Raw genomic sequence first — 14452 nt, forward strand, 5'->3', positions numbered from 1 at the left:
CTTACATGGCAGACTCCGACCTACCCCGCGGCTCGATTCGCTTCCCCCGCCTCCGGCTTGTGCCCCCGACCGGTGGTTACCGGTCGGGACGGCCCTGTCCGGCCACGGCCGCACCAGCGAACGAGCCGCGGCGCGAGATGGTGACGGCCGGTGGCCACCGGCTCGTTCTGCGGGCGGCCGGGCCCGCCGACCTGCCCGCCGCCCGCGCGATGCACGCCAGGTGCTCGCCGCAGGCCCTGGCCCAGCGCTACCACGGCCCCGCCGGGGAGGCCGACCACTACCTGGCGCACCTGCTGGACCCGCGTCACGGGCGGAGCGTCGCCGCCGAGACAGCGAACGGCCAGGTGGTGGCGCTCGGCCATCTGCTGTGGGACGACGAGGAGTCGGAGGTCGCGCTGCTGGTGGAGGACGCCTGGCAGCGGCTCGGCGTGGGGAGCGCGCTGCTGCGGTCGCTGCTGGCGGTGGCCGCACGGGCCCGCCGCGACGTGGTGTACGCCGTGCTGCCCGGCTCGGACGCGGGCATGGCCGCGGTGATGCGCGGCTCCGGCCTGCCCGTCGAGCACCGGACCGAGGAGGGCGCGCTGGTGCTCACCGCGCGGCTGTCCGCGCTTCCGGCCGCCCTGCACGTACCGGCCGGCGGCTGAACCACGCCGCGGGGAGAGCGTGAAGACGCGCGGGCCGGTGGTGACGAACCGGCCCGCGCGTATCAGGATGGGTCCATGTCAGAAGACCCACATGCACTGCTCCCCCGCCGTCTCGCCGATTCCTACGTCGACGAGCTGGTCGAGCTGGAACCGATCACCGGAACCTTCCTCGGGGTCCCCGGGAGCGCCGACCGGCTGCCCGACTTCTCGCCCGCCGGAGCGGACGCCCTGGCGGACCTCGCCCGCACGACCCTCGACCGGCTGCCCGCCGGGGAGGGGCTGCCGGACGGGGACAGCGACGCGGAGCGCCGGTGCGCCCGGCTGCTGCGGGAGCGGCTGACCGCGGAGCTCGCGGTGCACGAGGCGGGCGAACCGCTGCGCGCCGTCAGCAATATCCACTCCCCCGTGCACTCCGTGCGCGAGGTCTTCACCATCACGCCGACCGACACGGACGAGGACTGGGCCGCCGTGGCGCGGCGCCTGCGGGCGGTGCCCGCGGCCCTGGCCGGTTACCGGGCCTCGCTCGCGGAGGGTCTTGGCCGTTCCCTGCCGGCCGGCCCGCGCCAGGTGGCGACGGTGATCGGGCAGCTCGGCGAGTGGGTCGGCACGCCGGGCGGCGGCTGGTTCACCCAGTTCGTGTCCGGCGGGCCGGACGCGCTGCGCGCGGAGCTCGACGCCGCGGCGCGCGAGGCGACGGACAGCGTCGCGACGCTGCGGGACTGGCTGCGGGACACCTACGCGCCCGCGGTGGAGGGCGCGCCCGAGATCGTGGGCCGCGAACGGTACGCGCGCTGGGTGCGCTACTGGAACGGCACCGACCTCGACCTCGACGACGCCTACGCGTACGGCTGGTCGGAGTTCCACCGGCTGCACGCGGAGATGCGGGCCGAGGCGGAGAAGATCCTGCCCGGCGCGACCCCGTGGGAGGCGCTGCGCCACCTGGAGACGGAGGGCGAGGCCGTGGAGGGCGTGGAGGAGGTGCGGGCCTGGTTGCAGCGGCTGATGGACGACGCGATCGGCGCCCTGGACGGCACGCACTTCGAGCTGGCCGACCGGGTCAAGCGCGTGGAGTCCATGATCGCGCCCCCCGGCAGCGCCGCCGCCCCGTACTACACCAGCCCTTCACTGGACTTCTCCCGGCCGGGCCGCACGTGGCTGCCCACCCAGGGCCTGACCCGCTTCCCCGTCTACGACCTGGTGTCGACCTGGTACCACGAGGGGGTGCCCGGCCACCACCTCCAGTTGGCGCAGTGGGTGCACGTCGCCGAGGATCTGTCCCGTTACCAGACGACCGTGGGCATGGTCAGCGCGAACGCCGAGGGCTGGGCCCTGTACGCGGAACGGCTGATGGACGAGCTGGGCTTCCTGTACAACGCCGAGCGCCGACTCGGCTACCTGGACTGCCAGATGATGCGCGCGGTGCGGGTGATCATCGACATCGGCATGCACCTGGAGCTGCCCATTCCTTCCGACTCCCCCTTCCACCCGGGCGACCGCTGGACACCGGCGCTCGCGCAGGAGTTCTTCGGCCGCCACAGCGGGCGCCCGGGCGATTTCGTGGAGAGCGAGCTGGTGCGCTACCTGGGCATGCCGGGTCAGGCCATCGGCTACAAGCTGGGCGAACGGGCCTGGCTGCGCGGCCGGGAGGCGGCGCGGGCAGCGCACGGCGCGGCGTTCGACGCGAAGAAGTGGCACATGGCCGCGCTTTCGCAGGGCTCGCTCGGGCTGGACGACCTGGTCGCCGAACTGTCCGCGCTGTAGCGGGCGAACGAGCGGGCGGCCGGACGGCGGCGCGACGCAGGGTGCCGTCCCCTTGCCTGACGGGGAAGCCCTCGCGGACCCAGTACTCGAAGCCGCCGAGCATCTCCTTGACCCGGTGACCGAGCCGGGCCAGGGCCAGTGCCGCGCGGGCCGCCCCGTCGCAGCCGGGCCCCAGCAGTAGACGACGACGGGCACCGCGGGGTCGAGCAACAGCGGGGCCAGTTCGGGAATGCGGGCGGTCGGCAGGTGAACGGCACCCGGCACGTGCCCGGCGTCCCATGCGGCCGGGGCGCGGGAGTCGACCAGCACGAAGCCGGGTCCGCCGCCGCGCGGCGCGGCGTGTACGGCCGCGTGCACGTCGGCGACGTCGGTGTGGAAGGCGAGGCGGGCGGCGAAGTGGCCGACGGCCTCGGGCGCGGGGGAGAACGGATCTCTCATGGCGGGAAATCTACGGAGGGACACCGCCCGGCGGAACGCACATCCCCCGGCAATCGGCTTGCCTCGCCGGGGATTTCCCTGCTACCAAGCGGCTATGACCGACTTTTCCCCGGACGCGACGGACTGGCGCCTGCTGGCCGCGCTCCAGGCGAACGGACGGGCCGGCTACGCGGAGCTGGCCCGTGCGGTGAGCATGTCGGCGAGCGCCGTCACCGAACGCCTGCGCCGCCTGGAGGACGCGGGCGTGATCGCCGGCTACACAGCGGTGGTGGACCCGGAACGTGTGGGCCTCGCCGTGCTCGCGTTCGTGCGCCTGCGCTACCCGCACGGGAACTACCGCCCGTTCCACGAGCTGCTCGACTCCACCCAGGAAATCCTGGAGGCGCACCACGTGACCGGCGACGACTGCTTCGTGCTGAAGGTCGCGGCGCGGTCGATGCGGCACCTGGAGGAGATCACCGGGCGGATCAGCGGGCTGGGTGCGGTGACGACCAGCGTGGTGTACTCCTCGCCGCTGCCGCGCCGATCGGTCAGGGCCCCAGGGGCGCCGTCCGGAGCCGGACCGTCGAGCCCCGCCGGGTCTTGACCACCTGGAGCTGGGCGGGAATCCGGGCCCGCAGGTCGGGCACATGGCTGACGATGGCCACGCTGCGGTCGTGCTCGCGCAACGAGTCCAGCACGTCGAGCACTTCGTCGAGGGACTGCTCGTCGAGGCTGCCGAAACCCTCGTCGATGAAGAGCGTGTCGAGCCGCTGGCCGCCCGACTCCTCGGCGACCACGTCGGCGAGCCCGAGGGCCAGCGCGAGGGAGACGAAGAACGACTCGCCGCCGGAGAGCGTCGCCGTGTCGCGGGTGCGCCCCGTCCAGGCGTCGAGGACGTGCAGCCCGAGACCGGAACGGGCCCGGCCCGCCCTGGCGTCGGAGTGGACCAGCGCGTACCGCCCGGCGGACATGCGGTGCAGGCGGACGCTGGCGACGGCCGCGACCTGCTCGAGCCGGGCGGCCAGTACGTAGGTCTCGAGCCGCATCCGGTACTCGTTCTCCGGGGAGGTGCCCGCGGTCAGGCCGGCCAGGCGGGTGATGTGCCTACTCCCCGCGCGCAGCGGTGCGAGCGCGACGGCGTCCGCGGTCGCGCGCGCGGACAGGGCGTCAAGGTCGGCGCAGCGCGTGGCCGCGGCGGCCTCGGCCGCCGACGCGGCGCGCAGGCGCCGGGTGGCCGCGGCGAGGCACTCCTCCGCGGCCGCCGGATCGGCGGGCGGCAGGGCCGCCGCGGCGGCGACGCGGGCGTCGCCGAGGACGGCCGCGAGGGACGCCTCCTCGGCCTGCCACGCGTCGAGGCGGCGCTGTGTGTCCCGCTGCGCCGCGCCGTCGAGCAGGGCGGCGACCGCCGCGCGCGTGGTGTCGAAACCGGCACGGAACGCGGCGTCCGCGGCGCGGCCGTCGGCTTGTTTGAGCCGGTCGGCGGTCTCCTCCGCGGCGCGGGCCGCGGCGGTCGCCGCGGCCAGGACCTCGGCGTCGCGGGCGAGTTGGGCCGCGCGCCCGGCGACGTCCGCGGCGCCCTCGCGGGCGCGGTCGGTCTCGCGGATCGCGGCGGCGTGCTCGGCGCGCAGCGCGTCGCGCCGCGACGCCAGAGCGGCCAACCGGCGCTGCACGTCCTGGCGGGTGGCGAGCACCGCCTCGTGTTCGCGCTCCGCGGCCGCCAGGGCGGCGCGCGCGGCGGGCTCGCCGCCGGCGGCGCGCAGCGCGGCGGCGTGCTCGGCGCGCAGCTCCTCGACGACCGCGGCCAGCTCGCCGGTGGGCTCCTCGCCCGCGGCGGCACCGGCCGCGGCCTGCTCCTCGCGGACGGCGGCGAGGCGCTGCTCGGCCGCGGCCCGGTGCTGCTCCGCGGCGCGATGGGCGGCCAGCGCGGCCTCCTCCGCGGCGCGGTCGACGTGCCCGGCGGCGGGCAGGGCCGGGCGCGGGTGGTCGGCCGAGCCGCACACCGCGCAGGGCTCGCCGGGGGCCAGGCCCGCCGCCAGCTCGGCCGCGATGCCGCGCAGCCTGGCGTCCTTGAGCTCCAGCCAGTGTGCGTAGGCGTCGGCGGCCCGCTCGCGGGCGGTCAGCAGGTCCTCATCGGCGCAGCGGAGGGCGGCGCCCAGCTCGTCGCGGCGCCCGGCGGCGGCGAGGCGGCGCTCCGCCGGCGCGAGCAGCGCCTCGGTGCGCCCGGCGCTCGCGCCGGCGTCCCTGGCGGCCTCGGCGGCCTGCCGCAGCCGCGCCTGCTCCTCTGGCCACGGCAGCATGCGCCGTTCCGCCGCGTCGAGCATGCGCTGCGCCTCCTCGCCCTCCTGCGCGAGCGAGGCCAGCTCGGCGCCGATCGTGCGGGCGCGCTCCTCCGCTTGGCGGGCCGCGGCGAGGGCGCCGAGCCGCTCCCGCGCCCCGCGCTCGCGCCCGGCCAGCACGGCGGCGGGGCTGCCGGCCAGCCCGGCCGGCAGCCAGGCGCGGGCCTCGCGCTCGGCGCGCGCGGCGGCGCGGTGCTCGGTCTCCGCGGCGTCGCGCAGGCGCAGCGCCGGGGCGACGGTGTCGGCGGCGCGGGCCCGCTCGAGCAGCAGGCGGTCCGCCTCGTGCGCGGCGCGGCGCGTGGCGAGGGCGGCGGCGCGTGTCGTGGCCTCGGCGTGGGACCGCTGGAGCCTGGCCCGCTCGGCGGTGTCGGCGTGGGCCCGCCGCGCGGTGGCGTGGGCGGCCTCGGCGGCGCGCAGCGCGGCGGCGGCGATATCGCGGCGCTCGCGGGCGGTGCAGCGGGCCCGGGCGGCGAACGCGAGGACGGCGTCGGCGAGATGCGGGTCACCGGGCGCCGCGTCCTCGGGAGCGGCCGGCTCGCCCGGCAGCGGGGCCGCGGCCTGCTGGATGCGGTGCGCGGTGGCCAGCAGCCGCTCGTCCCCGGTGCGGACGCGCTGCACCGCCTCGGCGCGCAGCTCGGCGAGGCGGGCCTCCGCCGTGGCGAACCTGCGGGTGTCGAACAGCCTCCCCAGCAGCTTGGCCCGGTCCTCGGCGCCGGCGCGCAGGAAGCGCGCGAAGTCGCCCTGGGGCAGCAGTACCACCTGGCAGAACTGGTCGCGGCTCATGCCGAGCAGCCCGCCAAGATCCTCGCCGATCTCCTGGTGGGAGTGGCTGACGGGCCGCCAGCTGCCCGTGGCCGCGTCGTGCTCGCGCAGCAGGCTGCGCGCCCGGTCCCGGGTGGTGCCGGTGCCGCGCCGCTTGGGCCGCTCCTGCTCGGGGCGGCGGGTGATCTCCAGACGCCGGCCTCCGACGGTGAGGTCGAGGACGACCTCGGTCGCGGTGTGCGGGGCCGCGTGGTCGCTGCGCAGCGACTGCGGGCTGGCCTGGCGGGCGCCGGGCACGGAGGCGTACAGGGCGTAGCAGACGGCGTCGAGCACGGAGGTCTTGCCCGCGCCGGTGGGGCCGTGCAGCAGGTAGAGACCCGCGGCGGAGAGCTGGTCGAAGTCGATGTGCTGGGTGCCGCCGAAAGGCCCGAAGGCCGTGAGGCTCAGCCGGTGAAGCCGCAACGGTCACACCTCCGCGGCACGGGCGGCCTGCAACGCCTCGCGCAGCGCCGCCCGTTCCCGCTCGTCGGGGCGGCGGCCACCGCGGACGTGCGTCACGAAGTCCTCGGCGATCTGCTGGTCGGTCCTGCCGGTGAGCCGCTGCGCGTACGTCGCGGGCGCCGCGTCGGGCCGGTCGGGCTCGAACAGGAGGCTGAGGACGTGCGGGAACCGCTCGGCGAGCCGCGCCAGCGGCTCGTCCGGGCGGGACGGGTCGGTGAGGGTCGCCTCGACGAACGACGTCTCGTGCCGCGCCAGCGCCGGGTCCGCGAGCAGCGTGTCCAGCGGGCCGCGGAGGCGCGCCAGGGGGCGCGGCACGGGGCAGTCGACGCGCTCGGCGCGCACCTCGCCGCGCGCGCCGAGGTCCACCAGCCAGGTCGTCTTGCGGTGCGCCGCCTCGGAGAACGAGTAGGCGAGCGGCGATCCGGAGTACCGCACGCGGTCGGTGATGCGCTGGCAGCCGTGCAGGTGGCCGAGCGCCGCGTAGTCGACGCCGGAGAAGACGGCCGCGGGCACGGCCGCCGCACCGCCGACGGTGATGTCCCGTTCGCTGTCGGACGGCTCGCCGCCGGTGACGAAGGCATGGGCGAGGACGACGGAGCGGGTCCCGGTGGGGCGGGCCGCCAGATCGGCGCGGACCCGGTCCATGGCGGCGCCGATGACGGCCGCGTGCCCGGCCGCTGCGACGCCGAACTCGTCGCGGACAAGGGCCGGTTCGAGATAGGGCAGGCCGTAGACCGCCACGTCGCCGTGCGTGTCGGCCAGGACGACGGGGGTACCGCAGTCGGCCGGGGAGGTGCGCAGGTGGATGCCCGCGCGGTCGATGAGCCCGGCGCCGACGCCGAGGCGGCGGGGCGAGTCGTGGTTGCCGGAGATCATGACGGTGGGCACCCCCAGGCCGGCGAGCCGGTGCAGGGCGTCGTCGAACAACTCCACGGCGGGCAGCGGCGGAACGGCCCGGTCGTAGACGTCGCCCGCGACGAGCACGGCGTCCACGCGCTGCTCGCGCGCGGTGGCCACCAGGTGGTCGAGGAACGCCTCCTGCGCCGCGAGCATGCTGACGCGGTGGAGGGAGCGGCCGAGGTGCCAGTCCGAGGTGTGGAGGAACCTCATCGCGCTCCCGCCCTTCGCTCCGCAGGGCCCGCCGCGCGGGCCACCCCGATGATCACGCGTTTCAGTGTGCCACCGGGGTACGACAGCGGCCCGGCCGGGCGTCGGCGGACCGCAGGACCTGGGCCGGTCAGTCCGGGCGCAGCGCGGCGAGTTGCTGCTCGAACGGGACCACCCGCTCCTCGGGCGCGGCCGGCCGCGCCGCGGCGGGCAGGAGCGCGGCCAGCTGCGCCGCGGCCCTGTCGATGCGGGCGGGCAGGGTGTCCGTGCCGGCGCTCGCGCCGGAGCCCCAGTCGTCCGCCGCGGCGAACACGCCGGTGGGCACGACGGTGGCGTGCAGGTAGACGAACAGCGGGCGCAGCGCGTACTCCAGGGCCAGGGAGTGGCGGGGCGTGCCGCCGGTGGCGGCGATCAGCACCGGCTTGCCGGTGAGGACGGTGGGGTCGAGGAGGTCGAAGAACGACTTGAACAGCCCGCTGTAGGAGGCCGCGAAGACCGGGCTGACGGCGATGAGCCCGTCCGCGTTCCCGACCGCGTCGAGTGCCCTGCGCAGCGCGGGCGCGGGGAAGCCGGTGACCAGGTGCCCGGCGATGTCGGTGGCCAGTTCCCGCAGTTCGATCACGGTCGGCTCGACCTCCCGGCCCGCCTCGGCCAGGTGGCGTCCGGTCGCCTCCGTCAGCCGGTCGGCCAGCAGCCGGGTGGCGGAGGGCCGGCCGAGGCCGGCCGTGACCACCACGAGCCCGTGGGTCGTCATCGTCTTCTCCTCCTCGCTCGCATGGTTGCTCAGTCGCCGGGGCCGGGCCGTCAGGCCCTGGCCCCGAAGGCGGCGGACGCCGCCCGGTCGTCGTCGCCCGCGGCCCGCTCCGCGGCGGCCACGCGGTCCGCGTGGGTCGGCCCTCCGGGAACGCCGGCGGGGCGCCCCTTGGCGAACTCCTCGCGCAGCACGGGGATCACCTCCTCGCCGAGCAGGTCGAGCTGCTCCAGCACCGTCTTCAGCGGCAGCCCGGCGTGATCCATGAGGAACAGCTGCCGCTGGTAGTCGCCGAAGGACTCGCGGAAGGTGAGGGTCTTCTCGATGACCTCCTGCGGGCTGCCGACGGTCAGCGGCGTCTGCTCGGTGAACTCCTCAAGCGAGGGGCCGTGGCCGTAGACCGGCGCGTTGTCGAAGTACGGGCGGAACTCGCGCACGGCGTCCTGCGAGTTCCTCCGCATGAACACCTGCCCGCCCAGCCCGACGTACGCCTGCTCGGCGCTGCCGTGCCCGTAGTGCGCGTAACGCTCGCGGTAGAGGCTGATCAGCCGCTGGAAGTGCTCCTTGGGCCAGAAGATGTTGTTCGCGAAGAATCCGTCGCCGTAGTACGCGGCCTGCTCGGCGATCTCGGGACTGCGGATGGAGCCGTGCCAGACGAACGGCGGGACGCCGTCCAGCGGCCGCGGCGTCGAGGTGAAGCCCTGGAGCGGAGTGCGGAAGCGGCCCTCCCAGTCCACGACGTCCTCGCGCCACAGCTTGTGCAGCAGCGCGTAGTTCTCGATCGCCAGCGGGATGCCCTGGCGGATGTCCTGGCCGAACCACGGGTAGACCGGCCCGGTGTTGCCGCGGCCCATCATCACGTCCACCCGGCCGCCGGCCAGGTGCTGGAGCATGGCGAAGTCCTCGGCGATCTTGACCGGGTCGTTCGTGGTGATCAGCGTGGTGGCGGTCGACAGGAGCAGCCGCTCGGTGCGCGCGGCGATCCACCCGAGCATGGTGGTGGGCGAGGAGGGCACGAACGGCGGGTTGTGGTGCTCGCCGGTGGCGAAGACGTCCAGGCCGACCTCCTCGGCCTTCAGCGCGATCGTGACCATGGCCATGATCCGTTCGTGCTCGGTCGGCGCCCGGCCCGTGGTCGGGTCGGGGGTGACGTCGCCGACGGTGAAGATTCCGAACTGCATCGTGCCCACCTCGCTTAGTTTACTGTTCAACTACCCGCTGAACGCGGCACCGCCGCCCGCTATTCCGGACCCTTCGGGCCCGGCCCGGCGCCCCGCGGCCACCCCCGGCACCCCGGGCCCACCTCCGGCCTCCGGGTTCAGCCGGGGCCGTACGTCTCGCCGCCGAGGTCCAGCCGCGCCCCGCCGGCGGTGACCCCGGCCAGCCAGGCCCGGAAACTTTCGGCCTCCGCCTCGGGCAGCCCCACCTCGATGACGACCTCCGCGCCGTAGGTCACCCCGCGGACGTCCCGGCCGGTGGCCCGCAGGTCGTTCTCCAGCCGCCCCGCCCGCCCGTGGTCGACGGTGACCACCGCGAGCCGCAGCCGGCGCCTGGTGACGGTGCCGAGCACGTCCAGCGCCGCCCCGACGGCGCCGCCGTAGGCCCTGATCAGGCCGCCGGCGCCCAGCTTCGTGCCGCCGAAGTACCGAGTGACCACCGCGACGGCATATCGAACCTCGCGGCGCAACAGCATCTGGAGCATCGGAAGCCCCGCGGTCCCCCCGGGCTCCCCGTCGTCGCCCGCCTTCTGGATCGCGGCGTCGGCGCCGATGACGTAGGCGAAGCAGTGGTGCGAGGCCGTGGGGTGCAGGGCACGGACGCGGCCGATGAACGCCTGCGCGTCCTGCTCCGTGGCCGCGGGGGCCAGCGCGCACAGGAACCGCGACCTGTTGACCTCGGTCTCGTGCACGCCCTCGCCCGCCACCGTCACATACCCGTCGCGCATCCCGTCACCCTACGCAACCCCCCGGCGCGGGCAGCGGGCGCGGGCCCCCGGGAACGCGCCGGAATCCCCGCCGCGCCCGCACGGCGACTGCCACACCGCCGGGTAACGCGCGGGTTCCGTGGATGTTTCGCCGGGTGACGCCCCGGACGCATTGACGGCGAACGGAGCCCGACCGAGCATGGGAGCGCTCCCACCCCACAGGGAGCCCCATCAGCCCCCATGCGGTCGTTCCGCACCCCACACCGGCGGAACAACCGGAAAGGATGGCACCATGATTTCTGCGCCATACGAGCCCGAGGGAACGCCGCGCACCCGCCGCGGAGGGCGCCGCGCCCTGGGCGCGGTGGCCGCCGCCGCACTCCTGGGCGGCGCCCTGGCGGGCCCCGCGTTCTCGGCCGAGCCGCCCTCCGCGGCCGCGGAACTGGTCGTCAACGGCGACTTCTCCGACGCGACCGGCGCCCCCTGGTGGTGGACCGAGGACAACCCCGGCACCGTCGTCGACGGCGTCCTGTGCGCCGATGTGCCGGGCGGCACCACCAATCCCTGGGACGCGATCATCGGACAGGACGACATCGCGCTGGTCGCGGGCCAGGAGTACACGCTCTCCTACACCGCGAGCGCCTCGGTCGCGGCCACCATCACCGTCAACGTGCAGGAGGCGGTGGAGCCCTACGAGCAGCAATTCACCTCGCAGGACGCGCTCACCGAGACGGCCGAGCCCATCACGCACACCTTCACCGCGACCGCCGACGACCCGGCGGCCCAGCTCGCGTTCCAGATCGGCGGGAGCGCCGACCCGTACACGTTCTGCCTGGACGACGTCTCGCTGACCGACGGCGAGGCGTAGCGCCGAGACCCGGGCCCGCTGCGTCCCGGCCCGGCGGCTCCCCCCGGCTCCGCGCCGGGGGGAGCCGTGCCGGTGCCGGTGCCGGTGCCGGTGCCAGGAATTTCGTGCGGCGGAGCCGGTTGTACCGGGTACGGCTTCGTATCCCAGGAGGCAGATGATGTACGGCGACCCGGCGACCGTCCGCAAGATCCTCACCGAGCTCGGCGACACGTGGGCCATCGTGGGACTTTCCTCGAACCCCGGCCGCGCGGCCCACGGCGTCGCGGCGGTGCTCCAGCGGTTCGGCAAGCGGATCGTGCCCGTCCACCCCAAGGCCGAGACGGTGCACGGCGAACCGGGCTACCCCTCGCTGTCCGCCATCCCGTTCCCCGTCGACGTCGTGGACGTCTTCGTCAACAGTTCACTGGCGGGCGCGGTGGCCGACGAGGCGGTGGCCATCGGCGCCAAGGCGGTCTGGTTCCAGCTCGACGTGATCGACGAGGACGCCTTCAGCCGCACGCGCGCCGCGGGCCTGGAGATGGTCATGGACCGCTGCCCGGCGATCGAGCTGAACTCCCCGCATTTCCGGTCAGCCGGCCCGCTTCCCGAGACGGAGTGAAGTCCGGGCCGCCCCGGCCGCGTCAGCCGCCGAGCAGCGGCTCGTACCTGTCGATGATCGCCTGAACGCTCGCGATCGCCTGGGAGAGGTCGTCCTGTCGCTTACTGCTGTAGTTGTAATGATTGCGGAAGTCGGTGTCCACTCCTTGCCAGTATTCCGTGTACGCGGACTGGGCGTCACCCGAGGGACAGTCCCAGCCGCCGCCCTTTTCACTGTCGCAGTACGCGTACCAGACAAGATTGCTTTCCCCGGATTCCGGCAGGGGCAGGCTCTCGCGCTGTGGATACTGAGACGTATTCCAGTCCTGGAAGAAGATGATGTGCTCGTCTCCGCACTGGATACCCGCGCAGTGAGTGAAGGTCGTTTCCCCGATCGCGGTATGCGAGGCGTCCATCCGCTGGGCGTAGCGGTCCGAAATGGTGCCGACCTTGTCCTGGAGGTGAGCCAGGTAGTCCTTCGCCGCGTTCACCAGGTAGACGGTCGCGGGGGACTTGAAGGTGGTCGCGTCGTTGGACAGCAAGATGCTGATCTGAAGGTAGAGCAGATGGATCGAGATTCCCATGAGGAGCACGGGCAGCGCCATGAGCTGGAACTCGGGGTCGCTCGGGTACTCACCATTCTGTAGATCACTGATTGTCTGGAGGAGCGGGAAGTTGGGTTCGAGGGCGTTCTTCACGCTGGTCTTGATGTCGACGAGCGTCTCCTCGTACGCCTGCCCTTGTTTGTAGTCGTAGTCGTTCTCGATCGCCGCTTCGGCCTGCTCGGCGATCCATGACGTGTAGGTGAGCAAGTGCGTCATGTCCTGGTAGATGTGGTCTTCCGCCAGGTCCTGTTTCATGATGTCGTCGATGACCTTGGGGAGGTTGACCTGGCTTTGGCCGAACCCGACGCTCAGAATCGTGTTGAGGATGAGCGCAGCGGCGCCCACCACCTGCCCCTCGGGCCCGCAGGTGAACGCAATCTGTCCAAGGGTGTTCAGGCACTGCTCGACGATATCCAGCGTTCCGTCACCGACTGCCGGGGTCCCGGGGCGAGTCGGAGCGGCTGATCGTTCCAGACACTGGTAAGTGCCGCTTTCGGGGTCGACGGAACACCCCTGGGCCACAACTGCCAATGCCGCCGGGCCCGCGTTGCGCGTGTAGACCAGGGTGTACTTCTCGTTTCCCTTCCACAGGTCGGAGAGTGCCGTGATGCGCTCCTCTGTGATCTCCTCCCCTCTCAGGAGCGGATAATTCCGTCGCCACTGCGGAAGCGCCGCTGCCATCGATGCGCGCACCTGCTGCTGCCTGTCGTCCGGAAGTTTCCTGAGCCAGTCCTCGACCTGCTCCGGGCTGAACACCGGAAGCCGGCCGGTGCGGCGGGTGAGTACGCCGCGGAGGTGTTGGGGCTTGTGCCGGTAGAGCGGCCGCTCGCCGCGCCGAGCCCGCCCGAGGTATCTGCTGGCGTACAGGCGTGCGTCCACGGTGCGGGGCTGGTCCGGGAAGTGAAGGCGTGGGCCGGTCAATTTCGGGCGAGCGATGATGATCTGGTAGAGCGCGAGTTCGACGACGTCGGCCATCACCTGCCGGGGAATCGGCTCCCCCCGGTAACGGTAGGCTCCCGCGAAGTCGTACAGTGCACGCGATCGTGAATTCGCCGCCGCCTCGGGGGAGTTATATGCGGCCACGCAGCTGTTCACGGCGGCCACCTTGTCCCCGGCGCTGTCCCAGACAAAGGGTGCGGGCAGGTCCGCCGCAAACAGTTTGATGGTGCTCAGCAGAAGAATCTGACCCTGTAGCGAGGGATTCCGCCGGTCCACCTGCTCCGCTACGCGGGCCCACACTTGACCATCGTCCAGTGCCCACCAGCGTTCGAGTTGCGCCTCGACCTTCGCCTTCTGCTCGTCAGTCAGCTGGGAGCCTTCTCCCGGGCCGGCACCCCGCAACCCCTCCCCACGGCCCGCCTTCTTCCGGTCGAGCACAAAATTGATCACGGCCATCGTGACCGTGAGCGTCCCTCCCAGCGCGCCCCACACCGCGAGCGCGAACTGCCACCCTTTGACCCGGGACCAGAGCCTCCCCTTGCGCTTCTGGAGTCCGAGGTCGTCCATCCGTTGCCGGACCGCCTCGTCCACCATGCGCTTCAGCTCATCGGTCATGCCTCCGTTGATGGTTTCCGTGGACGCGTCCAGCGGCTGCGGCTCGGCGTCCAGGTTGTCCAGGTCGATGGTGTCCTGGAACCGCACGTCCAGGTCGTCGAGCAACGGCTGGAGAGCCCTGCGCATCTCTTCGATCTCTGCCGCATATTGCTGATAGAAGGTCTCGGTATTCGATTCGACCTCCTCCTCGCTCTCGTTCTCCATCTCCTCGTCCGTTCGCAGCGATTCGTCCGCGTCGATATCGGTCTCGGGCTCGTTCGGCATGCTCCTGCCTTTCCTGCGGTCGTGAGGTGGCTTGCTCCGAGCAGTCCGGGGCAGGAAATCACGCCCATCGGCGTCATCACCGGAAGGATCACCCATTCCCGACAACGATCACTCCTGCGCACGGCGAATCCGACGCCCGATGCGGTGAGCCGTTTTCGGCCCCGGATCACCAACACCGCGCGGGCCGCCGCCGCGCGGGCCAACAGGCTCTCCGCGGTTTTGCCGATGCATCGATATGCCGTGGTGCTGCCGACGCCGAAGGGGGGCCACGCGCCGCGCCGAACGGACACGGTGGCCTCGGACGACCGTCCGGCTGCCAAGCCTCTCGGCAACACCGCCCGGCGCGCGCCGGGTTGGAGAGGTGAGTGGCCTGGAAGGC

11 protein-coding genes and 1 pseudogene are annotated in these 14452 nt (G+C 73.4%); 5 read left to right on the forward strand and 7 right to left on the reverse strand.

Features of this window, described 5'->3' with window-relative positions; translation table 11 throughout:
* The first annotated feature begins 137 nt into the window (after positions 1-137).
* Together RM779_RS28165 and RM779_RS28170 are read left to right on the forward strand one after the other, a co-directional pair.
* Positions 138-644: a GNAT family N-acetyltransferase gene (locus RM779_RS28165; RefSeq protein ID WP_311620593.1), complete on the forward strand. Its 507-nt coding sequence runs from the start codon at positions 138-140 to the stop codon at positions 642-644.
* 75 nt (positions 645-719) lie between these two features.
* Positions 720-2405: a DUF885 domain-containing protein gene (locus RM779_RS28170; protein WP_311620594.1), complete on the forward strand. Its 1686-nt coding sequence runs from the start codon at positions 720-722 to the stop codon at positions 2403-2405.
* Positions 2406-2430: 25 nt separating this feature from the next.
* Here RM779_RS28170 and RM779_RS28175 read toward each other — a convergent pair.
* Positions 2431-2843: pseudogene (locus RM779_RS28175) on the reverse strand (rhodanese-like domain-containing protein); the annotation flags it as partial.
* A gap of 94 nt (positions 2844-2937) precedes the next feature.
* Between RM779_RS28175 and RM779_RS28180 the strand changes: the two are divergent.
* Positions 2938-3429, forward strand: a complete 492-nt coding sequence (locus tag RM779_RS28180) for an Lrp/AsnC family transcriptional regulator (RefSeq protein ID WP_311620595.1) — start codon at positions 2938-2940, stop codon at positions 3427-3429.
* Here the strand turns inward: RM779_RS28180 and RM779_RS28185 are convergent.
* From RM779_RS28185 to RM779_RS28205, 5 genes are all read right to left on the reverse strand, one after another.
* A complete protein-coding gene (locus RM779_RS28185; protein ID WP_311620596.1) occupies positions 3374-6385 on the reverse strand; it encodes an SMC family ATPase in 3012 nt (1003 codons plus the stop codon). The two genes, RM779_RS28180 and RM779_RS28185, sit on opposite strands and share 56 nt — an antisense overlap.
* Positions 6386-6388: 3 nt before the next feature.
* Positions 6389-7534, reverse strand: a complete 1146-nt coding sequence (locus RM779_RS28190; RefSeq protein ID WP_311620597.1) for an exonuclease SbcCD subunit D — start codon at positions 7532-7534, stop codon at positions 6389-6391.
* A gap of 127 nt (positions 7535-7661) precedes the next feature.
* Positions 7662-8285 (reverse strand): FMN reductase, encoded by a 624-nt coding sequence (locus tag RM779_RS28195; protein ID WP_077062777.1) that lies wholly within the window; start codon positions 8283-8285, stop codon positions 7662-7664.
* 50 nt (positions 8286-8335) lie between these two features.
* A complete protein-coding gene (locus RM779_RS28200) occupies positions 8336-9463 on the reverse strand; it encodes an LLM class flavin-dependent oxidoreductase (protein ID WP_311620598.1) in 1128 nt (375 codons plus the stop codon).
* A gap of 137 nt (positions 9464-9600) precedes the next feature.
* Positions 9601-10227 (reverse strand): YigZ family protein, encoded by a 627-nt coding sequence (locus RM779_RS28205; RefSeq protein WP_311620599.1) that lies wholly within the window; start codon positions 10225-10227, stop codon positions 9601-9603.
* A gap of 271 nt (positions 10228-10498) precedes the next feature.
* Here RM779_RS28205 and RM779_RS28210 point away from each other — a divergent pair, with 271 nt between their 5' ends.
* Both RM779_RS28210 and RM779_RS28215 read left to right on the forward strand, forming a co-directional pair.
* Entirely contained in the window at positions 10499-11074 is a 576-nt protein-coding gene (locus RM779_RS28210; protein WP_311620601.1) for a carbohydrate binding domain-containing protein, read from the forward strand.
* A 157-nt stretch (positions 11075-11231) separates the two neighbouring features.
* Positions 11232-11672 carry a CoA-binding protein gene (locus RM779_RS28215; protein WP_311620627.1) on the forward strand — a complete coding sequence of 147 codons (441 nt, stop codon included), beginning with the start codon at positions 11232-11234 and terminating at the stop codon, positions 11670-11672.
* Positions 11673-11694: 22 nt separating this feature from the next.
* Here RM779_RS28215 and RM779_RS28220 read toward each other — a convergent pair whose 3' ends face one another.
* The gene (locus RM779_RS28220) at positions 11695-14073 is read right to left on the reverse strand and encodes a mediator of RNA polymerase II transcription subunit 8 family protein (RefSeq protein ID WP_311620602.1); all 2379 of its coding nucleotides are present in this window, start codon (positions 14071-14073) and stop codon (positions 11695-11697) included.
* Positions 14074-14452: the final 379 nt, after the last annotated feature.

The organism is Streptomyces johnsoniae (assembly GCF_031845565.1).
GTDB classification, from domain to species: Bacteria; Actinomycetota; Actinomycetes; order Streptomycetales; family Streptomycetaceae; genus Streptomyces; species Streptomyces johnsoniae.